Origin of the sequence: Ensifer sp. M14 (assembly GCF_003355565.1) — a bacterium.
In the GTDB taxonomy this organism is placed as follows: Bacteria; Pseudomonadota; Alphaproteobacteria; order Rhizobiales; family Rhizobiaceae; genus Ensifer.
The window spans coordinates 4,206,646-4,228,274 of sequence record NZ_QJNR01000004.1 but is presented as its reverse complement, the minus strand read 5'-3'; the positions used below and the strand labels follow the sequence as shown (position 1 = coordinate 4,228,274).

The 21,629-nt window shown below is 61.1% G+C and carries 19 protein-coding genes and 1 pseudogene; 13 read left to right on the top strand and 7 right to left on the bottom strand.

What is annotated here, in order from left to right; genetic code table 11:
* Nucleotides 1–112: 112 nt before the first annotated feature.
* Both BLJAPNOD_RS20520 and BLJAPNOD_RS20515 read left to right on the top strand, forming a co-directional pair.
* Nucleotides 113–600, top strand: a pseudogene (locus tag BLJAPNOD_RS20520) (IS5 family transposase); the annotation flags it as partial.
* A gap of 103 nt (nucleotides 601–703) precedes the next feature.
* Nucleotides 704–892: a hypothetical protein gene (locus BLJAPNOD_RS20515; protein ID WP_147294563.1), complete on the top strand. Its 189-nt coding sequence runs from the start codon at nucleotides 704–706 to the stop codon at nucleotides 890–892.
* A gap of 1,109 nt (nucleotides 893–2,001) precedes the next feature.
* Here the strand turns inward: BLJAPNOD_RS20515 and BLJAPNOD_RS20510 are convergent.
* The 7 genes from BLJAPNOD_RS20510 to BLJAPNOD_RS20480 form a co-directional block, all read right to left on the bottom strand.
* Nucleotides 2,002–3,033, bottom strand: a complete 1,032-nt coding sequence (locus BLJAPNOD_RS20510; protein ID WP_115421398.1) for an IS110 family transposase — start codon at nucleotides 3,031–3,033, stop codon at nucleotides 2,002–2,004.
* A 267-nt stretch (nucleotides 3,034–3,300) separates the two neighbouring features.
* Nucleotides 3,301–3,687, bottom strand: a complete 387-nt coding sequence (locus tag BLJAPNOD_RS20505; protein WP_115421397.1) for a DUF930 domain-containing protein — start codon at nucleotides 3,685–3,687, stop codon at nucleotides 3,301–3,303.
* Nucleotides 3,688–3,832: 145 nt separating this feature from the next.
* Nucleotides 3,833–4,294 (bottom strand): YbaK/EbsC family protein, encoded by a 462-nt coding sequence (locus BLJAPNOD_RS20500; RefSeq protein WP_077504367.1) that lies wholly within the window; start codon nucleotides 4,292–4,294, stop codon nucleotides 3,833–3,835.
* Between the two features lie 94 nt (nucleotides 4,295–4,388).
* Entirely contained in the window at nucleotides 4,389–4,577 is a 189-nt protein-coding gene (locus BLJAPNOD_RS20495; RefSeq protein WP_115420970.1) for a hypothetical protein, read from the bottom strand.
* A gap of 79 nt (nucleotides 4,578–4,656) precedes the next feature.
* Nucleotides 4,657–4,911 carry a GlsB/YeaQ/YmgE family stress response membrane protein gene (locus tag BLJAPNOD_RS20490; protein ID WP_053250496.1) on the bottom strand — a complete coding sequence of 85 codons (255 nt, stop codon included), beginning with the start codon at nucleotides 4,909–4,911 and terminating at the stop codon, nucleotides 4,657–4,659.
* 384 nt (nucleotides 4,912–5,295) lie between these two features.
* Nucleotides 5,296–6,588, bottom strand: a complete 1,293-nt coding sequence (rhaI, locus tag BLJAPNOD_RS20485; RefSeq protein ID WP_115420969.1) for an L-rhamnose catabolism isomerase — start codon at nucleotides 6,586–6,588, stop codon at nucleotides 5,296–5,298.
* Nucleotides 6,589–6,601: 13 nt separating this feature from the next.
* Nucleotides 6,602–8,701, bottom strand: a complete 2,100-nt coding sequence (locus tag BLJAPNOD_RS20480; protein ID WP_115420968.1) for a bifunctional rhamnulose-1-phosphate aldolase/short-chain dehydrogenase — start codon at nucleotides 8,699–8,701, stop codon at nucleotides 6,602–6,604.
* Nucleotides 8,702–8,903: 202 nt separating this feature from the next.
* On the opposite strand from BLJAPNOD_RS20480, the gene BLJAPNOD_RS20475 reads away from it, so the two are divergent.
* From BLJAPNOD_RS20475 to BLJAPNOD_RS20425, 11 genes are all read left to right on the top strand, one after another.
* Entirely contained in the window at nucleotides 8,904–9,716 is an 813-nt protein-coding gene (locus BLJAPNOD_RS20475; protein WP_077504363.1) for a DeoR/GlpR family DNA-binding transcription regulator, read from the top strand.
* 125 nt (nucleotides 9,717–9,841) lie between these two features.
* The gene (rhaS, locus tag BLJAPNOD_RS20470; protein WP_115420967.1) at nucleotides 9,842–10,831 is read left to right on the top strand and encodes a rhamnose ABC transporter substrate-binding protein; all 990 of its coding nucleotides are present in this window, start codon (nucleotides 9,842–9,844) and stop codon (nucleotides 10,829–10,831) included.
* A gap of 263 nt (nucleotides 10,832–11,094) precedes the next feature.
* Nucleotides 11,095–12,591 (top strand): sugar ABC transporter ATP-binding protein, encoded by a 1,497-nt coding sequence (locus BLJAPNOD_RS20465; RefSeq protein ID WP_115421396.1) that lies wholly within the window; start codon nucleotides 11,095–11,097, stop codon nucleotides 12,589–12,591.
* Entirely contained in the window at nucleotides 12,588–13,568 is a 981-nt protein-coding gene (locus BLJAPNOD_RS20460) for an ABC transporter permease (RefSeq protein WP_115420966.1), read from the top strand. The genes BLJAPNOD_RS20465 and BLJAPNOD_RS20460 overlap by 4 nt, the downstream gene beginning before the upstream one ends.
* Nucleotides 13,568–14,572, top strand: a complete 1,005-nt coding sequence (locus tag BLJAPNOD_RS20455; RefSeq protein WP_115420965.1) for an ABC transporter permease — start codon at nucleotides 13,568–13,570, stop codon at nucleotides 14,570–14,572. The genes BLJAPNOD_RS20460 and BLJAPNOD_RS20455 overlap by 1 nt, the downstream gene beginning before the upstream one ends.
* 7 nt (nucleotides 14,573–14,579) lie before the next feature.
* Nucleotides 14,580–14,894 carry an L-rhamnose mutarotase gene (gene rhaM, locus BLJAPNOD_RS20450; RefSeq protein ID WP_115420964.1) on the top strand — a complete coding sequence of 105 codons (315 nt, stop codon included), beginning with the start codon at nucleotides 14,580–14,582 and terminating at the stop codon, nucleotides 14,892–14,894.
* Nucleotides 14,895–14,898: 4 nt separating this feature from the next.
* On the top strand, nucleotides 14,899–16,296 hold the full coding sequence (locus BLJAPNOD_RS20445; RefSeq protein ID WP_115420963.1) for an FGGY-family carbohydrate kinase: 1,398 nt from the start codon (nucleotides 14,899–14,901) through the stop codon (nucleotides 16,294–16,296).
* Between the two features lie 694 nt (nucleotides 16,297–16,990).
* Nucleotides 16,991–18,613, top strand: a complete 1,623-nt coding sequence (locus BLJAPNOD_RS20440; RefSeq protein ID WP_115420962.1) for a globin-coupled sensor protein — start codon at nucleotides 16,991–16,993, stop codon at nucleotides 18,611–18,613.
* 41 nt (nucleotides 18,614–18,654) lie between these two features.
* Nucleotides 18,655–18,948: an STAS domain-containing protein gene (locus tag BLJAPNOD_RS20435; RefSeq protein ID WP_077504355.1), complete on the top strand. Its 294-nt coding sequence runs from the start codon at nucleotides 18,655–18,657 to the stop codon at nucleotides 18,946–18,948.
* 3 nt (nucleotides 18,949–18,951) lie between these two features.
* On the top strand, nucleotides 18,952–19,317 hold the full coding sequence (locus BLJAPNOD_RS20430; RefSeq protein ID WP_065784641.1) for a response regulator: 366 nt from the start codon (nucleotides 18,952–18,954) through the stop codon (nucleotides 19,315–19,317).
* A 19-nt stretch (nucleotides 19,318–19,336) separates the two neighbouring features.
* Nucleotides 19,337–21,625, top strand: coding sequence for a chemotaxis protein CheA (locus tag BLJAPNOD_RS20425; protein WP_115420961.1), 2,289 nt, complete (start codon nucleotides 19,337–19,339; stop codon nucleotides 21,623–21,625).
* The last annotated feature ends 4 nt before the right edge of the window (nucleotides 21,626–21,629 follow it).

The window sequence follows — 21,629 nt, the reverse complement described above, 5'->3', positions numbered from 1 at the left end:
GAACCTCAAAGGCACGAGCCTGATTCACACTGTCGCTCATAGGTTTCTCCGCATGGTTCATGTCGAAAATGAGCGATCTTTCGATACCGCGCTACGTGGGATGGCCTACCCGCTTACGATCGACGCCACGCATCTCAAAGCACATCGCACGGCCGCAAGCCTGCTAAAAAAGGGGATGTTCCCCGTCGTATCGGGCGAACCAAAGGTGGACTGAACTCCAAGCTGCATACGGTCTGCGATGATGAGGGCCGCCCAATCGTCATGCTGCTCAGTGAAGGCCAGATGAGCGACCACAAAGGCGCACGGCTCGTTCTCGACGCGTTGCCACCCGCCAGGGCCCTCATCGCCGATCGCGGCTACGACAGCACGCCATTCCGAGAAGCGCTGCAGGCAAAAGGCATCGAACCCTGCATTCCATCGAGCCGAAGCCGGAAAGTGCCATACCCCTGTGACAAGACACTTTATCGCAAGCGCCACAAAGTCGAGAACCTCTTCGCAAAGCTCAAGGACTGGCGGCGCATCGCAACCCGCTACGACCGATGCGCGCACACCTTCTTCTCCGCAATATGCATCGCCGCGACCGTCATCTTCTGGCTCTGATCAATGAGTCCTGAGCCTAGCGCTAGAGGCGCAGACCGTTTCATCGCGTGCCGTCGCTGCCTCCGGTGTGCAAGACAAGAAAGCTGACAACGATGCCGCAGCGATGGCCGTTGGCCTGGTCCTGTTCTGGCCGGCAGTGTTCCTGACCAAGGGTGACGGTGCGTCGGCTGCTGAGGTTTCGGGCCTCAAGGGTGAGATGCAGGCGATCGAAGAGGCATCGATCCGGAAGAACTGCGGCATGAAGTTTGCAAAACCGGACCCCAAGAAATCGAAACCGGCTGCGAAGAACTAGTAACCGTAACCGGGCGCTGACGCTCTGTTCGCGGATCAGGGCGCGGTTCTTGTGATCGCGCTCTGATGCACCAAGCCATCGTCAGACCTTGTAATCGGGCGATTTACCGTCTGGCCCTGTCGCCGCGGTCTCGACAGCTTCATCGCCGATCGCCCGATCGCGGTTAGCGTTGCGGTGGCTCTCTTCGTTCAGCATCGGCTGCGACCAGCACACCAATCTCCGGCCGTTGTCCCAACCGTGCCGATATGCTGTACCAGATGGGAAGCCGCCTTTTTGGGGGAGGTGGCAGTGCCACGCCGTTTAAGGGCGAAGGTGTGTCCGGGGCGTCAGGTCGCCCGCATTCATCATTCGCAAACGTCCCACATCATTGCCCCTCACCCGCCGAGCGCGGTGTGTGCTCGACGCTGGAAGCATTGCGATTAACCGGTTGTTAACCATGTCGGCGCAACCTGGAGCGCTGATAGCAGATTGTGCACGGATCCGGTGGGATCGTGCAGGTCGGAGGTTTCAAGCCTGGATCGTTTCAGGCATGCGACGCCCCAAAAACAGACGCATTCGTTTATTCCTAAGGGAGTAGAGGCAAGGATGTACGAAATGGCAGATCACATGATGAAAATGCTGATGAGCATCATGGCAGCGCTGTCGCTCGGCTCGCTGCTGTTTCTGATGGCCGTACTGTAAAGCGCGACGCGCTTCAGGCTTTCGTTCCATCGCGGTATCGCTATCGCGCTGAACATTTTTGAACGAGACGACATGCGCCTGCGAGAAAGCAGGTTGTCTAATCGTCCTTCGCTCGTCAAGGGAGTTCGGCCATCAGGGACCTTGCCGGGTTGCGGACAGACAACGCGGCGCAAATCGAATTGTTGGTTCGGCCCTCAGAGGCTATGTCCTTCAGAGCTGTCCGGTGCTGGGAGCAGGGTTGTCTCCGCGTTCGACAAATGTCGCCGCATAATGGGTATTCGCAGGTAGGGTCTTCCTGATGTGTAGGACGCAGTCTCGAATGAGTTGCAGCCTGCGACACGGAATGACCCAACCTACGTCCGCAGCACGGACGCTCAGTGCCTCAAATCAGGTTTGACGCGCTGAGGGAGGAAGGCTGACACTTCGCTTTATGCGGTAGCGCCAGCCGATGCGTTGAACACTTCTCCTGTCCTGAGCATGCTGTGCATGATGACTGCAAGCTTTCGGGCGACCGCCACCGCTGCGCGCTTGAAGCCCAACCGCTCACGCAGGTTGAGACCCCAGTTTTTGAGGCTGCTCTCATTCCGGGAACTGGTTCTCGTGAGGATCACAGTCGCGGCTTCATAGAGCAGTCCCCGCAGATGGTTGTCACCTCGTCGCGAGATATGGCCGTCATGGTCGACCTCACCTGACTGGTAGCGTCGGGTTGTCAGCCCGAGCCAGGCACCAACCGAGCGCGACGTTTTGAAGTTTTCTGGATCTTCAATCGCTGCAACATAGGACACCGCCGTGATGGCGCCGATACCCGGGATCGTCATCAGGAGCCTCGTCGACTGGCTCTGCCGTGCCACTGCAAGCAACTGGCGATCCAGATCGGCCGTGCGCTTGCGGATGTCGCGCCACGCCTCAAGTAGAGGCAATATGATCGCTGCAAGGTCGTTATTCCCAGTCAAAAGCTCCCTGACATTGCCATCAAATACCCTACCCGTTCCTTTGGGAACAATGAGGCCGAATGTCTTCATCAGGCCGCGGATCTGGTTGCCAAGTTGGGTTGAAATCCTCAGGAGTTGATTGCGCGCGCCGACCAGCGTGCGCGTTAGCATGCTGTCAAATGACTTTACCCGGACCGCCTTGTAAAAGCCGGCTTCGGCCAGTTGGGCCAAGCCATCCGCATCATTGGCATCGGTCTTGTTGAGCGTCTCGTTCAATATCTTTTGCGCGTGCCGTGCTTCGATGCAGATGGCGGGCACTCCCTTCGCCGTGAGTGCGTGATAGAACCACGTCGACAGCGGTCCCGTCTCGAATACGACGCGCTTGGCATTCGGGGCATGCTTGCGGATTATCTGCGCCAGAGCCTTTGGATCCGAAGCACACTTCCCCCGCCATATCCGCTTCCCGTCCTCTCGGATCGCGATCGCGGTATCTTTTAACGAAACATCAAGCCCGATATACTGGTCCATGGTTGCCTCCATTGATGTTTGGGCCCGGTTCCAATCGTGAGCCCGTATTTCCATCTTATCGGGGGCAACCAACCCAACCAGCACCCTCCTGGAAGAAATGGCCTGAGGAGATCGCGCCGCGATTACCCCATGTTCTGCCTTCATGCCTACGCCTCACGCAGCGCGGCGTCTCTTCAACCCCCCTTGGGCTGCGATAGCAGCTTGAAAGGTTGAATATTCTGCCTCTTAGCGAGATGCGATCCAAAGGGCATATCTGTTGCAAGCCCGTCAGGGGTAGAGATAAAACTCGTCCCAGCTTTCGCGCGGCACGAGTTCGCCAATCTTGTATTCGAAGGACAGGATGTCCAGGTGCTCGGCGTCGGTCAGGCACTTGAACTTCAGCTTGTACCACTCGCCCTTGCTGCGGAACACCGCGCCCGGCGCTTTCATCTTGTCTTCTTTCATGACCGGTTCGGCAAAGGTATAGGCGATCACCTTGTCGGGCTTGAAGGTCGACTTGTCGGCGTTGATGCGCTCCATCGCCTCGGTGTCGCAACGTTGTTCCAGCCGGGTCTGCGGGTCGAGCTTCTCGAACTGGCGCACCAGAGACTGATCCATCGCCAGGGCGGGAGAAAATGTGGCGGCGAAGATGAGCGGGTACGCGACTGTCTTCATGCTGGACGGATTCCTGACTGGGAAAAAAGGCGGCGGGGCCGGCAAATCAGTGCCGGCGCGCATCTTTGGTTTCAGTTAAGCTTTGTGGCCATACCAAGGCAGGGGTCGCGTTTCCGAAATGTGGATCACGTTTCCGAAACGCCGATTACGTTTCCGACACGTCGATCCATTCGGCGCCGGTCAGTTCGACGATGCGCTGCGGGTCGATGTGAACGGCCGCATTGGTGGCGCCGGCTGCAGGCACGACGATGTCGTAGGCCTTGAGCGACAGGTCGCAATAGACGCTGTGCGGTTTGGCGAGGCCGAACGGACAGACGCCGCCGACCGGATGCCCGGTTTCCGCCTCGACCTCGTCGAAGCCGAGCATGCGGGCCTTGGTGCCGAAGCGGGCCTTGTACTTCTTGTTGTCCAGCCGCGCATCGCCGCGCGTCACGATCAGGATCACGTCGTCACCGACCCGAAGCGCGAGCGTCTTGGCGATCTGGGCGGGCTCGACGCCGTGGCCCTCGGCGGCAAGCGCCACCGTGGCGGTGCTCTGTTCGAGTTCTATGACGTCGATATCCGGCGCGTTCTGCGAAAAGAATTGTTTGACGGAGGTAAGGCTCATGGTGGGACTTCAGGCTCTGGCAATGGTTTTGGGATGGCAAAAAAGCGGACGAACGCCTGCACGCCGCGGCGGCGCTGCCGACGACGAGACTGTCTCAATCGTCGTTCGAGGCGTCAAGATGTTCGGGGCGCGTCCCTTCCTGCTGCGTCGGCAAGTAGCCATGAGTGGTAAACCAGTTTTCGAGGATCGCCGCGATTGCCTGCTCGCGCGTCAGCTTGCCGGGATGATCGGCCATGAACGCCTTCAGCGCCGTCTCTATGTTGTCGGTGTGGAGCTCGCTCATGCTGTCTTCCTTCCGTTGGTCTCGGCACGGCCCGCCGGGTGGGCGAGCCGTCCGACATCGATGGCGTAGCGGTAGGGCGTCACGCCTGTTTGACGATGCGGATCAGCACAAGCAGGATCACTGCGCCGATCGTTGCGTGCAGGATTGCCGAAAGCACGCCCGTTCCAAGGCTGATGCCGATGGCGGGAAAGAGGAAGCCGGCGATGAAGGCGCCGATGATGCCGACGACCATGTTGCCGATCAGGCCGAAGCCGAAGCCTTTGACAATCAAGCCGGCAAGCCAGCCGGCAATCGCGCCGACAATCAGGAATACGAGAATGCTTTCGATACCCATGAATGGTTCCCTTTGCATTGGACCTCCTGCATGTGTCTTCAAATCCTAGCCGATTTGCGGATAAAACATGCAGCATTCAAAGTGCTACAGCGACCTTTCCGCGGCCGCAGGACGCGCGGTGCTGTAGAGGGGAAGATAGACCAGGATTTCAAATCAGATAGGGGGCAATTTCATCGCGCGGTGATTTTTTGGACGAATACGGAGATTTGTTCCAGGCAATCCAATGCCACGCACCGAAATGGGCGCTCAAAGGATCCTGTCACACGCGCGGCATGAACCTCGCCTGAGGTCGATGCCGATCCATGGAAGCGCGGACGTAACGAAAACACCCAGAGCAGTGATCGTTGCTCTCGGTGTTGTTTTTGAGATGCGGCGGAGATCGTATCAGACGATGCCGCCGCCACCGCCGACGACGGCCGGTCGCTCGCCGGCCACCTTGGCGCGGTAGCCGCTGGCGCGATAGGTCGCGACCGGCGCGATCGCCCCACCGCCTTCGAGGCGGGCCATCGCCAGGATCGGTTCGACGTCGGTGCGAAACGCTGTCTTGAGCGTTTCCGTCGCCATCAGCGCGTCGTTTTCCTGCTGGAAGCCGTCGAGTGCCGCGCGGTCGACGATGAGGGCCTGGGCATAGGCGCGGCAGACCTCCATCGCGCTGGTCATCAGGCTTTCGATCGGATCGGTGACATTGTGGCTCTGGTCGAGCATATGGGCGGGATCGAAGCTTTCGGCACCGCGGGTCTCCGCATCGACGAGTTCGTTAAAGACGAGGAACAGGCGATAGGGGTCGATCGAGCCGGTGTCGAGGTCGTCGTCGCCATATTTCGAATCGTTGAAGTGGAAGCCGCCGAGCTTCTTGAACTGGATCAGCCGGGCGACGATCATCTCGATATTGACGTTCGGCGCGTGGTGCCCGAGGTCGACAAGGCAGAAGGCCTTGGGGCCGAGCTCCTGGGCGATCAGGTAGTTGGTGCCCCAGTCCTGGACGACCGTCGAATAGAAGGCCGGCTCGAACATCTTGTGCTCAGTGAAGACGCGCCAGTCGTCGGGAAGCGCCGCATAGACCGCTTTCATCGCCTCGAGGTAACGCTCGAAAGACTTGGTGAAGTTGCTCTGGCCGGGAAAGTTTGAGCCGTCGCCGACCCAGACCGTCAGTGCCTTCGAGCCGAGCTGCCAGCCGATGTCGATGCATTCGAGATTGTGCTCGACTGCCTGGGCGCGCGTCGCCGCGTCGCTGTGCGAGAGCGATCCGAACTTGTAGGAATGCGCCTGACCGGGTGCGTCCGAAAAGGTGTTGGAGTTCATCGCATCGAAGCCGAGGCCGAGGGCGGCCCCCTTCTGCTTCAGTTCCTGGATGTCGCTGACCTTATCCCAGGGGATGTGCAGGGAGACGTTGGGCGTTGCCCGCGTCAACTGCTGGATAACGGCGCAATCCTCGAGCTTGTCGAAAATGTTGCGCGGCTCGCCCTTGCCGGGAAAGCGGGCAAAACGCGTGCCGCCGGTGCCCACGCCCCAGGAGGGCACGGCGACGCCATACGCGGCAACCTTGCGCTTGATGGCCTCGATATCGATGCCGCGGCGCGACAGCCGTTCGCCAAGGCTGGCATAGTCGTCACGCAGCGCCTTTTCGCGACGTTCATTTTCCGCGTCGAGGACGGACTTGCCGATCATGGTGCTCATCAAACTCTCCGGATCAGCGGGTGAACGACTGGGCATTGCCCGCGTCGACATTGACGATGTTGCCGGTCGATTTCGCCGACATGTCGGACGCGAGGAAGTAGATCGCCTCGGCGATGTCTTCCGGGAACACGCTGAGCTTCAGCATGGAGCGTTCGCGGTAGTGCGCCTCAAGGTCGTCGACATCCATCTTGTAGGCGGCGGCGCGCTGTTCCTTCCACTCGCCGGTCCATATCTTCGAGCCGCGCAGCACGGCGTCCGGATTGACGACGTTGACGCGGATCTGGGCGGAGGCTCCTTCGAGCGCCAGGCAGCGGGCAAGGTGGATTTCGGCCGCCTTGGCGGTGCAATAAGCCGATGCGCCCGGCGAAGCGGCAAGGCCGTTCTTGGAGGCGACGAAGACGACGTTGCCGCCGGCCTTCTGGTTGCGGAAGACGCGGAAGGCCTCACGCGAGACGAGGAAGTAGCCCGTCGCGAGGATATCCATGTTCTTGGTCCAGAGCGCTAGCGTCGTATCCTCGACGGTGGCGGAGGAGGCAAGACCGGCATTCGAGACCAGGATGTCGAGGCCGCCGAAGGCGAGAAGCGTCTCGCCGAAGCCACCCTCGACGGCCGCCTCGCTGGTGACGTTCATGCCGACCGAGCGCACGAAATCCTTGCCGTGGCGGGCTGCAAGCTCGCTTTCGGCCGCGGCCAGCGCCGTTTCGTCGATATCGGCGATGACGACGCAGGCGCCCTCCTGCATCAGCCTGTGGGCCGTCGCCTTGCCGATGCCGCCGGCGCCGCCGGTGACGAGCGCGATGCGCCCGGCCAGGCTCTTCGGCTTCGGCATGCGCTGCAGCTTGGCTTCCTCGAGCAGCCAGTATTCGATGTCGAAGGCTTCCTGTTCCGGCAGGCCGACATAGGTCGAAACCCCGGAGGCGCCGCGCATGACGTTGATGGCGTTGACGTAGAATTCGCCGGAGATGCGCGCCGTCGCCTTGTCCTTGGCAAAGGTGATCATGCCGACACCGGGCACGAGATAGACGACCGCGTTCGGATCGCGCATGGCAGGGCTGTCCGCGTGCTTGCAGCGCTCGTAATAGGCGGCGTAGTCGGCGCGATAGGCGGTAATCGCATCAGGAAGCTCGGCAAGCGTCTTGTCTATATCCGGGTTTGCCGAATCGAAATCGACGACCAATGGCCGGATCTTGGTGCGCAGGAAATGGTCCGGGCAGCTGGTGCCGAGCGCTGCCAGCGGCTTCAGGTCGCGCGCGGCGACGAAATCGAGCACGGCCTGGCTGTCGTCAAAATGGCCGACTTTCTTCTCATCGGTGCTGATGAGACCGCGGATCACCGGCATCAGGCGTTTGGCGATTGCGGCACGCTCGGCCGCCTCGAGCGTCGGTTTTACGGCGCCGCCAAAGGCTGGGCCAACATTGTATTCCTCGAACCAACCGATCGCGACATTGATAATCTCGATCGTCGTTTCGTAGGCCTCCTTTGCCGTGTCGCCCCAAGTGAACAGCCCGTGACTTTCAAGGATGACGCCGCGTGCCTGCGGGTTCTTCGCACAGAAATCGCTAAGCCAGAGACCGAGCTCGAAACCGGGCCGCTTCCAGGGCAACCAGCCAATCTCGCCGCCGAACAGGTTGTCGGTCAGGTTTTGACTGTCCTTGCTTGCCGCGATCGCGATGATCGCATCGGGATGCATGTGGTCGACGTGTTTCCTCGGCACGTAGGCGTGCAGCGGTGTGTCGATCGAGGCCGCACGCGGGTTGAGATCGAAGGTGCAATGGGGGAGGTACCCGACCATCTCGTCTTCGAAGGCGACGCCGCGATAGATGCCTTTCAGGGCATTCAGCTTATCCATGTAAAGCGTGGCGAAGCCGTCCAGCTTGATCGTGCCGACGTCGCCGCCGGAGCCCTTGACCCAGAGAACCTCGACCATTTCTCCGCTCAGCGGATCCTTCTCCATCACCTTGGCAGAGGTGTTGCCGCCGCCGTAATTGGTGACACGCTTGTCGGAGCCGAGCAGGTTCGAGCGATAGAGCAGGCGCTCGGGCTCGCTCATGCCGGCCGCCTTTGTTTCATCCCATAGATTGGCAAGCCGCGCGCCCTGTTGCTTGTCGAGCATCTCGAAAATCCTCCCGGTCCGTTGCCTCGCGGCTTGGCGGCCGCGTGGAGATGTGTTGGCATCAGATCACATGGCTCGAAAGTCATTGTCAATCAAAAACGATCAAATTCGCGCATATCGCACTGCACAATGAAAAAATATGATTGATTGTGATTGACAATGTTTGGTCGTGATGGAAGCATGCAAATTATCGGAGGAACGGATGCACGAGAAAGAAAGACATCGGATCATTCTGTCGGCGGTTCAGGAAAAGCCCGTCGTCACGGTGCCGGAACTGGTCGATCTGACCGACAGTTCCGAGGCGACGATCCGGCGCGATATCGCGGCGCTCCACGTGCAGAAGCGGCTGCGGCGCGTGCGCGGCGGGGCCGAGGCGATCAATCCGCCGCAATTCGTCGGGCTGGCTGGCCGGCCCTTCAAGGTCAATGAGAGTCTGCATGCGCGGGAAAAGCAGGCGATCGCCAAGGAAGCGGTTGCGCTCTGCGAAGATGGCGAGCCGATCATCATCAATGGCGGTACGACCACCTTCCAGATGGTGCACTTTCTGAGCAATCGCCGGATGCAGGTCTTCACCAATTCGTTTCCGATCGCCGAGCATCTGCTCAAGCATTCGAAGAACACGGTGATGCTGTCGGGCGGCACGATCTACCGCGAGCAGAACATCATCCTGAGCCCATTCGACAATGACGTGACGCGCAATTTCTATGCGCGCCGCATGTTCATGGGCGCCCAGGGTCTCGGTCCGCTCGGCCTGATGGAAGCGGATCCGCTGCTGATCCAGGCCGAACAGAAGCTGATCGATCAGGCCGACGAACTCGTCGTGCTGGTCGACTCCTCGAAATTCCACAAGCGCTCCAGCCTCATCCTGTGCGGATTGAAGCGGATCGCCACTGTGATCACGGATTCGGGTATCGAGGACAGGCATGCCGCGATGCTCGAAAATGCCGGCGTGCGCCTGGTGATCGCCAATGCGAGGTCCGGCGCAGACGCAGAGACTGCATCCTCGACCGCTTGAGACGGCCGAGGGGAGGGGAAGATCGGCATCGGTCGCAAAAGGCCGGGCCGGTTTCGAATTGGAGAAGGTCAGTACCGGACGATGCGGTCATCCCGATCGCGTTCCGGTCCATGGGAGGAGTGGAAATGAAGATCCTGAAATCATTGATGGTCACGGCTGCCGTTTCGCTGGCGCTGATGGCCAATGCCGCGCATGCGGAGAACAAGAAGATCGCGCTCGTCGTCAAGGCGCTCGGCATCGGCTTCTTTGAGGCCGCCAACAAGGGCGCGCAGGAAGCCGCCAAAGAGCTTGGCAATGTCGAGGTGATCTACACCGGTCCGACGACCACGACCGCTGAAGGTCAAATCGAGGTGATCAACTCGCTGATCGCCCAGAAGGTCGACGCCATCGCCGTCTCCGCCAACGACACCGACGCGCTGGTTCCGGCGCTGAAGAAGGCGATGGATCGCGGCATCAAGGTCATCTCCTGGGACAGCGGCGTCGCCAAGGATGGCCGCCTGATGCACCTGAACCCGTCTTCGAGCCCGCTGATCGGCAACATGATCATCAAGCTTGCCGCCGACAACTTGCCGGAAGGCGGCGACGTTGCCGTCCTTTCGGCAACCGCGACCTCGACCAACCAGAACGTCTGGATCGAGGAAATGAAGAAGGTCCAGGGCAACTACAAGGGCATCAATGTCGTTGCGACCGTCTACGGCGATGACCTGGCCGACAAGTCCTATCGCGAAACGCAGGGGCTCATTCAGTCCTATCCGAACCTGAAGGCGATCATTGCACCGACCTCGGTCGGTATCGTTGCAGCGGCGCAAGCTGTCACCGACGCCGGCAAGGTCGGCCAGATTAATGTCACTGGTCTCGGCCTTCCTTCCGAAATGGCAGGCCACGTGAAGTCGGGCGCATCCAAGTCCTTCGCGATCTGGAACCCGATCGATCTCGGCTATTCCGCAACGATGATCGCCAATGATCTCATCAACGGCGCCGAAGCCAAGCCGGGCGCGGAACTGAAGATGGGCCGCATGGGCACCGTCAAGCTCGACGACAACAACGAAGGCGCAATGGCCGACCCGTTCGTCTACGACGCCTCGAACGTCGAAGAATTCGCGAAGATCTTCTGATCGGCGAGGGGATATTGCCCCTCATCCGCCTGCCGGCACCTTCTCCCCGCGCGCGGGGGGAAGGGAACATGCGGCGATGCTTCGTTCCTCACGAACGTCGTGTGAACGGCGGCCGCCAACGGATCCCCTCTCCCCGTGAGCGGGGAGAGGGCTAGGGTGAGGGGCTTCTTCTCCACGGGCAAGGTGAAGGCGGGTCACGTGACCGCTACCTCAAACAACTGAATTGGTGGACTCTCTTGCTGCAGGACACGACCACATCGCGGATGAAGCCCGCCATAGCGCTCGAGGGGATTTCCAAGTCCTTTCCCGGCGTCAAGGCATTGTCCGACGTTTCGCTGTCGCTTTATCCGGGCTCGGTAACGGCACTCGTCGGTGAGAACGGTGCCGGCAAGTCGACCCTCGTCAAGATCCTGACTGGAATCTACCAGCCTGACGGCGGCAGCATCCGGGTCGCGGATATGGAAACGACGTTCGCGACAGCGCTTTCCGCCGCACGCGCCGGCGTCACCGCCATTCACCAGGAAACGGTGCTTTTCGACGAGTTGTCTGTTGCCGAAAACATCTTCCTCGGCCACGCCCCGCGCAATCGTTTCGGCCTGATCGACTGGAAGAAGTTGAACGCGGATGCGCGTGCGCTTCTGCTCCGCGCCGGTGCCGATTTCGATCCGACCATCCGGCTTCGCGATCTCGGCATCGCCAAGAAACATCTGGTGGCAATTGCCCGCGCGCTGTCGGTCGACGCCCGCGTCGTCATCATGGACGAGCCGACGGCGGCGCTCTCGCACAAGGAAATTCACGAACTCTATGCGCTGGTCGAACGGTTGAAGGCGGACGGCAAGGCCATCCTGTTCATCAGCCACAAGTTCGACGAGATCTTCCGCATCGCCGATCGCTACACCGTGTTTCGCGACGGAACGATGGTCGGCGAGGGGCTGATTGCCGATGTCGCCCAGGACGATCTCGTGCGCATGATGGTTGGGCGCGCGGTCGGCTCGGTCTATCCGAAGAAGGACGTCGCCATCGGCGCGCCGGTGCTGACGGTCTCCGGCTACCGCCACCCGACCGAATTCGAGGACATCAATTTCGAACTGCGGCGCGGCGAAATTCTCGGCTTCTACGGCCTGGTCGGCGCCGGCCGCTCCGAATTCATGCAGTCGTTGATCGGCATCACCCGCCCGTCGGCAGGTGCCATCAGGCTCGACGGCGAGATCCTGGTGATCCGCAGTCCGGCGGAGGCGATCAGGAGCGGCATCGTCTATGTGCCGGAGGAGCGTGGTCGCCAGGGCGCGATCATCGGTCTGCCGATCTTTCAGAATGTGACGTTGCCGTCCTTGTCTCGCACCTCGCGCTCCGGTTTCCTGAAGCTCGCGAATGAGTTCGCGCTTGCGCGGGAATATACCTCGCGGCTCGATCTGCGGGCAGCGTCGCTTGACCAGGATGTCGGCACGCTTTCGGGGGGTAACCAGCAGAAGGTGGTCATCGCCAAATGGCTGGCAACCAAGCCGAAAGTGATCATCTTGGACGAGCCGACCAAGGGCATCGACATCGGCTCGAAGGCCGCCGTCCACGCCTTCATGAGCGAACTTGCAGCGGAGGGCCTCAGCGTCATCATGGTCTCCTCCGAAATCCCCGAAATCATGGGCATGTCGGATCGCGTCATCGTCATGCGCGAAGGTCGCATCGCCGGCCGCTTCGAACGGGACGAGCTGACGGCGGAAAAGCTGGTGCGTGCGGCCGCCGGCATAACGGAGGCCGCGTGATGGGCAAGCTCCTAAAGAATCGTGAACTGCTGCTCGTCGGCGCGATCCTGGTGTTGATCGCCCTGATCGCCTGGCGCTTCCCGCCCTTCGTCGCGCCGGCCAATCTGGCCCGGGTCTACAACGACACCTCGATCCTGATCATCTTGGCGCTCGGCCAGATGGCGGTCATCCTGACGCGCTGCATCGATCTGTCGATGGCGGCAAACCTGGCGCTTTCCGGCATGGTCGCGGCGATGCTGAACGCCGCCTTTCCCGGTCTGCCGATCCCGGTCATCATTCTGTCGGCCATGGCGCTCGGTGCCATCCTCGGCATGATCAACGGCGCGCTGGTCTGGAAACTCGATATCCCGCCGATCGTCGTCACGCTCGGTACCCTGACGATCTATCGCGGGCTGATCTTCCTTCTGACCAACGGCAAGTGGATCAATGCGCACCAGATGAGCGATGCCTTCAAGAGCTTTCCGCGTGCCGATCTCGCTGGCATTCCCGTGCTCTCCTGGCTGTCGGTCGTCATGGTCGCGGCGATGTTTCTGATCATGAGCCGCACGGCCCTTGGCCGCGCCTTCTTTGCCGTCGGCGGCAATCCGCATGCGGCCGTCTATACAGGCATCGATGTCGGCCGCACCCGCTTCTTCGCCTACTGCCTTTCGGGCACGCTTGCCGGCCTCTCCGGTTATCTCTGGGTGTCGCGTTATGCGGTTGCCTATGTCGATATCGCCGCCGGTTTCGAACTCGACATCATCGCCGCCTGCGTCATCGGCGGCATCTCGATTGCCGGCGGCATCGGCTCGGTGCCGGGCGCGGTGCTCGGTGCCTTGTTCCTCGGCGTCATCAAGAACGCCCTGCCGGTGATCAACATCTCGCCCTTCGCCCAGATGGCGATCTCCGGCATGGTCATCATCACGGCCGTTGCCGTCAACGCCCGTGCCGAAAGGCGCAAGGGCCGCGTCATCCTGAAGAAGGCGGAGGCTGTCTGATGGCCGAAACGCATCTCTTCCCCCGCAACATTCCCGATCGCCTCGAAGGGCGCGGCGCGCGCCTGCTGAAAAGCTGGGAAAGCTTGCTGCTCGTTGTTGCCTGTCTCATCTTCCTCGGCAATTCGCTGGCGTCACCCTATTTTCTCGATCCATGGAACCTGTCCGACGCCACATTCAACTTCACCGAAAAGGCGATGATCGCCTTCGCCATGGCGCTGGTCATCATTTCCGGCGAGATCGATCTCTCGGTCGCCTCGATCATTGCGCTGGCCTCGACGGCGATGGGTTATGCGGTCCAGCTCGGCTTCGATACGCCGGCGCTGGTGGTTGTCGGGCTTTCGGTCGGGCTCGTCTGCGGCGTCGTCAACGGCCTGCTGATCACCGGTCTCGGCTTGCCGTCTATCGTCGTCACCATCGGTACCATGAGCCTGTTCCGAGGGTTGTCTTTCATCATCCTCGGCGATCAGGCCTTCACCGGTTATCCCGACAGCTTTGCCTGGTTCGGGCAGGGCTATGTCTGGTGGGTGTTTTCCTTCGAATTCACGATGTTCGTCGTCCTGGCCGTGGTCTATGGCGTGGTGCTGCACAAGACCAATTTCGGCCGTGCCGTCTACGCGATCGGCAACAACCAGACGGCGGCGCTGTTTTCTGGCATCCGTGTCAACAGGGTGAAGTTCACGCTATTCCTGCTCACAGGCCTGATGGCCGGGCTCGCTTCGATCTGCCTGACCTCACGCCTCGGCTCCACCCGTCCGTCGATCGCCCTCGGCTGGGAACTGGAGGTCGTGACAATGGTGGTGCTTGGCGGCGTCAGCATTCTCGGCGGGTCCGGCACCATTCCGGGCGTGGTGCTTGCCGCCCTGATCATGGGCATGGTCACCTTCGGCTTCGGATTGCTGAACGTTCCGGGCATCGTCATGTCGATCTTCATCGGTCTGCTGTTGATCTCCGTGATCGCCCTGCCCATCCTGTGGCGACGCGCCCGCCGCCGTCTTGCCCACTGAGGTTTCCATGGAAAAATACGCTTTTCGCATGCGGCTCAATCCGGGAATGGCCTCCGAATACACTGCGCGCCACGATGCGATCTGGCCGGAACTGGTGGCTCTGTTAAAAGATGCGGGCGTCTCCGATTACTCCATCCATCTCGACGAAGAGAGCGATCTGCTTTTCGGCGTTCTCTGGCGCACCGACGATCACGGCATGGCCGATCTGCCCTCTCATCCGGTCATGCAGAAGTGGTGGGCCCATATGGCCGACATCATGGAAACCCGTGGCGATAATGAGCCGGTCGCCGTGCCGCTCAAAACCGTCTTTCACATGAGCTGACCCGATGCGGATCGTGGGCGTCATCGACATCGGCAAAACGAATGCCAAGGTCGCAGCGGTTGATCTCGATCGTTTTGAAGAGATTGCCGTGCGCAAGACTGCAAACGGTGTCGTCCAGGGCGATCCGTACCCGCATTTCGATGGCGACCGTCTCTGGGCTTTCGTGCTCGATAGCTTGAAGGCGCTGCACGCCGAGCACCGCTTGCAGGCGATCTCGATCACCACCCACGGAGCGACGGCGGTCGTTCTCGACCAAGCCGGCGGACTTGCCCTGCCGGTGCTGGACTACGAATTTGGTGGGCCGGACACTCTGTCGGAGGCCTATGGGCGCGTTCGCCCGCCCTTTGCCGAAACCGGTTCGGCGCGCCTGCCGGTGGGGCTGAACGTCGGCGCGCAACTGTTCTGGCAGCAGCAGACTTTTCCCGATGCCTTCGCCAGGGTCGCGACAATCCTGACCTATGCGCAATACTGGACCTTCCGGCTGACCGGCGTCCGCGTCAACGAACTGACCTCGCTCGGTTGCCACACCGATCTCTGGAACCCGACGGCCGGTACCTTCTCGACGCTGGTGGAAAGCCAAGGTTGGGGCCAGCTGTTTGCGCCGGTGCGCAAGGCAGACGAAATCGTCGGCGCGTTGCTGCCGGAGCTTTGCGCCGCCACCGGCATTCCCGCCGGCACGCCGGTCTATTGCGGCATCCATGATTCTAACGCATCGCTGCTGCCGCACCTCTTGACCCGCAAAGCACCTTTCTCAGTGGTGTCGACCGGCACCTGGGTCGTGATGCTGGCGGTTGGCGCCGCCAAGGTGACGCTCGACGAACATCGCGATACGCTGATCAACGTCAACGCGCTCGGCGACCCCGTTCCCTCGGCGCGCTTCATGGGCGGTCGCGCCTTCGCCCTGCTGCTCGGCGATAACACGACGTCCGCTTCGTTCGAAGACGAGGAGGCCGTCGTTGCTGCGGAGCACATGCTTCTGCCTTCGCTTCCCGAAGGCTCCGGGCCTTTCCCGTCAACCAAGGCCCGCTGGACGCTGGATGAAGAGATGCTGACGCCAGCCGGCAAGGTCGCCGCCGTGTCGTTCCATCTGGCCTTGATGACGGCGACCTGCCTCGATCTCATCGGTGCGCGCGGCGATATTGTCGTCGAAGGACCGTTTGCCGCCAACGCCGCCTATCTGCGCATGCTGCAGGCGGCAACGGGGCGACCGGTCCTTGCCGACAGCCACAACGTCACCGGCACCAGCCTCGGGGCTGCAAGCCTTGTCGACGGTCGCCACGTGCGAACCGGTGTGCAAGTGTTCACCGGCCCGGTGCCCGAGAGTTTCGTACGATATGCGGAAAACTGGCGGTCGCTGACGAAAAGCCATGTGCAACAGGGCAATGGCGGTCAGCAAGGCTAAGATGTGGGAGAGAAACGGCTCCGCATGAGCCGCGCGTCGGCGACGATAACGCCCGTTCTTGCGCTCAGAAAACCGAGCTGCGGTTTGCCGAACGGTTATGCTCGAGATTGAGCACGATGGATACGGCCATCATTGTCAGGATTGCTGTGAGCGCGGCGCCAATTCCAAGAACAATCATTGTTCGTTTCCCGTCAGCGCATCGTCATGATGTCGCTTTGCTTGCTGCAAAGGTTTCTTTCGCGCGATCCGCGCCCACTTCACTTTCGCTTCGATACGCGAGCGCAAGTAGAAGTACAATTCTAAACTCTTGTGAGTGAAAACCTGTTGAAATCCGCCGGCAATAGTGAGGCATTGCTGCGCCGCAAAATCAACGCCCGAAAACGTCCGGCGAATTTTAGTGATTCCAGTTACAAGCTATCAACCGTTAACCTTCAAGCAAGGAATTAACCATAAACATTGTCCCACACGTCGGAATGGGAAAAATTCACAGTCTCCTCAAGGCATGATGCCGCCCCGCCGTACCGGTTCCGGTCCGGTATCGATTCTTCACCGAATTTACTTGCGGGATGGACGATAGCAGACGCCCAGGCGGCGGAGGCTGATCGCATCGATGTGGCGTGCACGTCCGGTGGACCGTGGACTGTCCTGTTCCTCCCCAGGTGAATTCCAAGCATGAAAAACCGGGGATTGAGCGTTGAGGCAGGAAGCATCGTCAGAACAGGCAAGGAAGGGCCAGGCAGGCAGTCTGCTGGAGCGCTTGCGTTTTGCCGGGCTCGACGACGAGAGCTGTTCCCGCGTCCGTGACACCCGGCAGAAGCTTTCCCCCCGTATCGACGCAGCGCTTCGCGATCTCTTCCAGCGCCTGCAGAGCTATCCCGACGCAGCCCGGCACTTCGATAGCGATCGGCAGCTCGAACGGCTGCAGGACATTCAATCGTCGCACTGGAACGTGCTGACCGATGCACGCTTTGACGGCCTCTATGCCGAGCGCGTCAAGGTGCTTGCCGATACGTCGAACCGCATGGGCCTCGATCCGCGCTGGCAGATGGCAAGCCATGCAGTCGTGCTTGAACATCTGGTTGTCGGCCTCATTGAAGAGGCTTGGCCTAAGTCCTTCCTGCCGATGGGCAGGGGACGGCGCAAGGAATTGTGCGATCTGGTCGCGGCACTTGTCCGCACCGTCTTCGTCGACACCGAGATCGGCGTCTCGCTCCGCTTCAACGCCCTGCGACAGCAGCACCAGCGCCAGCTTGCCGACCAGCACAGCGCCGACGAACAGGCTGTAACGACGCTTTTCGGCGATTTCGCCAAGGGCTTGAACGAGGGCGACCTTGGCGTGCGCCTGTCTGAGAACGCGCCGGATGCCTACCAGCCGATCGTTGCCAGTTTGAATGCGGCCCTCGATACGATCCAGCAGAGCCTGCAGTCTGCCGATCAGCGCGGCCAGGCGGCCGAGGCCTTTATCGGCCGTCTGCGCGAAGGTGCTGCCGGTTTCTCCGACAAGGCCGCAGCGGAAGCCGATGCCCTCTCAGGCCAAATTGCAGCACTTGCCGACATGACCGAACGCATGGCCACAGGATCGAGCCGCATCAGTGCGACCGAAGCAAAGGCCAACGAGACAAGGGTTGCCGTCGAGCGCAGCGGCGAGATTGCCGGTCAGGCAATCTCCGCCATGGCCGACATCGAGGCATCAGCCGAGAAGATCGGCCAGATCATCGGCGTTATCGACGAGATCGCCTTCCAGACCAACCTCCTGGCGCTGAACGCCGGCATCGAGGCTGCAAGGGCCGGCGACAGTGGTCGTGGCTTTGCCGTCGTTGCCCAGGAAGTGCGTGCGCTTGCGCAGCGCTCCGGCGAGGCGGCGCGTGAAATCAAGCAACTGGTAACGGGCACCAAGTCGCAGGTCGAGACCGGCGTCGAAATCGTCGGTCGCACCCAGGATGCGATCAGCAGCATCGTCCAGCAAGTCACATCGATCAATGCAGCTGTTTCCGGCATCGCCCGCGAGGCGGAACAGCAGGTCGGCGATCTCAAGGGCGTGACATCGGACATCGGGGCGATCTCGCACGCCGTCAAGGCAAGTGCGGCGATGGCGGGCGAGACGGTCCGCTCTTCTGACGATCTGCACAATGTCATCGTCGAGCTGGGCGAGACGATCCGCAGGTTCCGTGTCGAACGTCGCCACGCGGCTACACCAACCCCGGCTGCCAGCCAGGGACGCCGCCTCGCGGCTCCGGTGGCAACGGTCGAAGACGAAATGGCGACGCCGTTGTTCGATGACGGCCCGCAACGTCAGTTCGCCGGTTGGCAACGCTGATCCCAGGGACACTCAAGAGTTAGCAGTCGAGGAAAACAGGAATGGCCAGCAAGAAGACCGCCCGGAAGACGCTCAGCCTCGCTCCGGTGTTGGACCTGAACGAAGCGACGACGTTGCATGAGAAGCTTTTGGGCCTGAAGGGCAGCGATCTCACGATCGACGCCTCCGCGGTCGAGCGCGTGGGAACGCTTTGTGTCCAGGTCCTGATGGCTGGTGCCAAGACTTGGGAAGAAGAACATTTGTCTTTCACCTTCAGCAAGGTGTCGGACGCTTTCGAGAAAACGACACAGCTCATCGGGGTCGACATCGACCACCTGATGGCAAAGGAGATTTGAAGAATGAAAAAGCGAGTTCTGACAGTCGACGACTCCCGGACGATCCGGAACATGCTTCTGGTCACGCTGAACAATGCCGGTTTTGAAACGATCCAGGCAGAGGACGGCGTCGAGGGCCTCGAGGTTCTCGAAGAAGCCAATCCCGATGTCATCGTCACCGACATCAACATGCCGCGTCTCGACGGCTTCGGCTTCATCGAAGGCGTGCGCAAGAACGACCGCTACCGCGCTGTGCCTATCCTGGTCCTGACCACGGAAAGCGATGCTGAAAAGAAGAACCGTGCCCGTCAGGCCGGTGCCACCGGCTGGATCGTCAAGCCGTTCGACCCGACCAAACTGATTGATGCAATCGAGCGCGTAACGGCCTGAAGTCCGAGGATAGCCTCCAATGGATATGAACGAAATCAAAGAGATCTTCTTCCAGGAATGCGAGGAACAACTCGCCGAACTGGAATCGGGTCTGCTGAAGCTCAATGATGGCGACCGCGATCCGGAAACGGTCAATGCCGTGTTTCGCGCGGTGCACTCGATCAAGGGTGGCGCCGGTGCTTTCGGGCTCGACGACCTCGTCTCCTTCGCCCACGTGTTCGAGACGACACTTGATTGCGTTCGTTCCAACAGGCTCGATCCCGGCCCTGAGGTTCTGAAGGTGATGCTGAAGTCGGCCGACGTGCTCGCCGACCTGACGAACGCTGCTCGCGATGGCGGCAGTGTCGACGAGGCGCGCAGCCGCCAGCTGATCAAGGAGCTCGAGGCGCTTGCCAATGGCGAAGTGCCCCAGGTCTCGGCCGTTGCCGAGCCGGTTGCCAAGGCCGCCCCGGTGGTCGCAGCACCTGTCGTCAACGACGAAGGCTTCCAGCCCGTCGCCTTCTCCTTCGACGATTTCGAGACCGACGAGCCGGCCTTGACGGAGATGCCGACCTACGAGATCGTCTTCAAGCCGAAGTCCGATCTCTACGCCAAGGGCAACGACGCAACGCTGCTTCTGCGCGACCTCTCCCGACTTGGCGAAATGAGCATCCATTGCGACATGGACGCGCTCCCGACGCTCGACCGCCTGAGCCCGGAAACGGCCTACTTCTCCTGGAAGGTGTCGCTGAAGACGGACAAGGGTGAGGATGCGATCCGCACCGTGTTCGAATTCGCCGAGTGGGATTGCGACCTCGACGTTTCGCTGGTTTCGGGCGATGCCGCCCCTGCCGGCGAGGAGCTGCCGATGCAGCCGGTTCCGTTCGACCTGTCGATCCTCGATGACGAGCCGGTTGGTCCCATCGGCGTGATCGAGGAAGAAGAACAACTGGCAGCACAGCAGGAGATCCGCAACGCGGCCGTTGCTGCTGCCGGTACCGCCAGCAACGTCTTGCAGATGGCTCAGTCCGCCGCCCGCGCCCCCGCTGAAAAATCGGCCGGTGCCGCCGCCAGCGCCGCTGCGCAATCCGCAGCCGCGCAACAGGCGGCAGCGTCCGCCGCGACACCGACCATCCGCGTCGATCTCGATCGCGTCGACCGCCTGATCAACCTTGTCGGCGAACTCGTGATCAACCAGGCAATGCTGTCGCAGAGCGTGGTCGAAAACGACGCCAACGGCACCTCGTCGATCAACATGGGCCTCGAAGAGCTGCAGCAGCTCACCCGCGAGATCCAGGACTCGGTGATGGCGATCCGCGCGCAACCGGTAAAGCCGGTGTTCCAGCGCATGTCGCGCATCGTTCGCGAAATTGCCGACATGACCGGCAAGTCTGTCCGTCTCATCACCGAGGGCGAAAACACCGAAGTCGACAAGACGGTCATCGACAAGCTGGCCGAACCGCTGACGCACATGATCCGCAACGCCGTCGACCACGGCCTTGAAACGCCCGAGAAGCGTCTTGCCGCCGGCAAGAGTGCCGAAGGCACCGTGCGCCTGACCGCAAAGCACCGTTCTGGCCGCATCGTCATCGAGCTTGCCGACGACGGCGCCGGCATCAACCGCGAGAAGGTGCGCCAGAAGGCGATCGACAACGACCTGATCGCCGCTGACGCCAATCTCTCCGACGAGGAGATCGACAACCTGATCTTCCACGCCGGCTTCTCGACGGCCGACAAGATCTCCGACATTTCCGGCCGCGGCGTCGGCATGGACGTCGTCAAGCGCTCGATCCAGGCGCTCGGCGGTCGCATCAATATCTCGTCGAAGCCCGGCCACGGCTCTGTCTTCACCATGAGCCTGCCGCTGACGCTTGCCGTGCTTGACGGCATGGTGGTCACGGTCGCCAACCAGACACTGGTGGTGCCGTTGACGGCGATCGTCGAAACCTTGCAGCCGGAAGCCGCCGCGATCCATTCCTTCGGCTCCAACCAGCGGCTGATCTCGATCCGCAACTCCTTCTGCCCGCTGGTCGATGTCGGTCGCATCCTCAACTTCCGCGCCAGCCAGGCAAACCCGGTCGAAGGGGTCGCACTTCTGGTGGAATCGGAAGGTGGTGGCCAGCGCGCACTGATGGTCGACGCCATCCAGGGCCAGCGCCAGGTCGTCATCAAGAGCCTCGAGGCCAACTATACCCACGTGCCGGGCATCGCAGCTGCGACCATCCTCGGCGACGGAAGGGTGGCACTCATCCTCGACGTCGACACGATCGTGGCCGCTTCGCGTGGCCAGTCGCTGAAGCCTGAAATGTCTCTCGCTGCTGCTGGATGAATGT

Coding starts and splice junctions, on each gene's coding strand:
- BLJAPNOD_RS20515 (WP_147294563.1), top strand. CDS start 704: ATGGCCGTTGGCCTGGTCCTGTTCTGGCCGGCAGTGTTCCTGACCAAG.
- BLJAPNOD_RS20510 (WP_115421398.1), bottom strand. CDS start 3,033: ATGGACCAGTATATCGGGCTTGATGTTTCGTTAAAAGATACCGCGATC.
- BLJAPNOD_RS20505 (WP_115421397.1), bottom strand. CDS start 3,687: ATGAAGACAGTCGCGTACCCGCTCATCTTCGCCGCCACATTTTCTCCC.
- BLJAPNOD_RS20500 (WP_077504367.1), bottom strand. CDS start 4,294: ATGAGCCTTACCTCCGTCAAACAATTCTTTTCGCAGAACGCGCCGGAT.
- BLJAPNOD_RS20495 (WP_115420970.1), bottom strand. CDS start 4,577: ATGAGCGAGCTCCACACCGACAACATAGAGACGGCGCTGAAGGCGTTC.
- BLJAPNOD_RS20490 (WP_053250496.1), bottom strand. CDS start 4,911: ATGGGTATCGAAAGCATTCTCGTATTCCTGATTGTCGGCGCGATTGCC.
- rhaI (WP_115420969.1), bottom strand. CDS start 6,588: ATGAGCACCATGATCGGCAAGTCCGTCCTCGACGCGGAAAATGAACGT.
- BLJAPNOD_RS20480 (WP_115420968.1), bottom strand. CDS start 8,701: ATGCTCGACAAGCAACAGGGCGCGCGGCTTGCCAATCTATGGGATGAA.
- BLJAPNOD_RS20475 (WP_077504363.1), top strand. CDS start 8,904: ATGCACGAGAAAGAAAGACATCGGATCATTCTGTCGGCGGTTCAGGAA.
- rhaS (WP_115420967.1), top strand. CDS start 9,842: ATGAAGATCCTGAAATCATTGATGGTCACGGCTGCCGTTTCGCTGGCG.
- BLJAPNOD_RS20465 (WP_115421396.1), top strand. CDS start 11,095: ATGAAGCCCGCCATAGCGCTCGAGGGGATTTCCAAGTCCTTTCCCGGC.
- BLJAPNOD_RS20455 (WP_115420965.1), top strand. CDS start 13,568: ATGGCCGAAACGCATCTCTTCCCCCGCAACATTCCCGATCGCCTCGAA.
- rhaM (WP_115420964.1), top strand. CDS start 14,580: ATGGAAAAATACGCTTTTCGCATGCGGCTCAATCCGGGAATGGCCTCC.
- BLJAPNOD_RS20445 (WP_115420963.1), top strand. CDS start 14,899: ATGCGGATCGTGGGCGTCATCGACATCGGCAAAACGAATGCCAAGGTC.
- BLJAPNOD_RS20435 (WP_077504355.1), top strand. CDS start 18,655: ATGGCCAGCAAGAAGACCGCCCGGAAGACGCTCAGCCTCGCTCCGGTG.
- BLJAPNOD_RS20430 (WP_065784641.1), top strand. CDS start 18,952: ATGAAAAAGCGAGTTCTGACAGTCGACGACTCCCGGACGATCCGGAAC.
- BLJAPNOD_RS20425 (WP_115420961.1), top strand. CDS start 19,337: ATGGATATGAACGAAATCAAAGAGATCTTCTTCCAGGAATGCGAGGAA.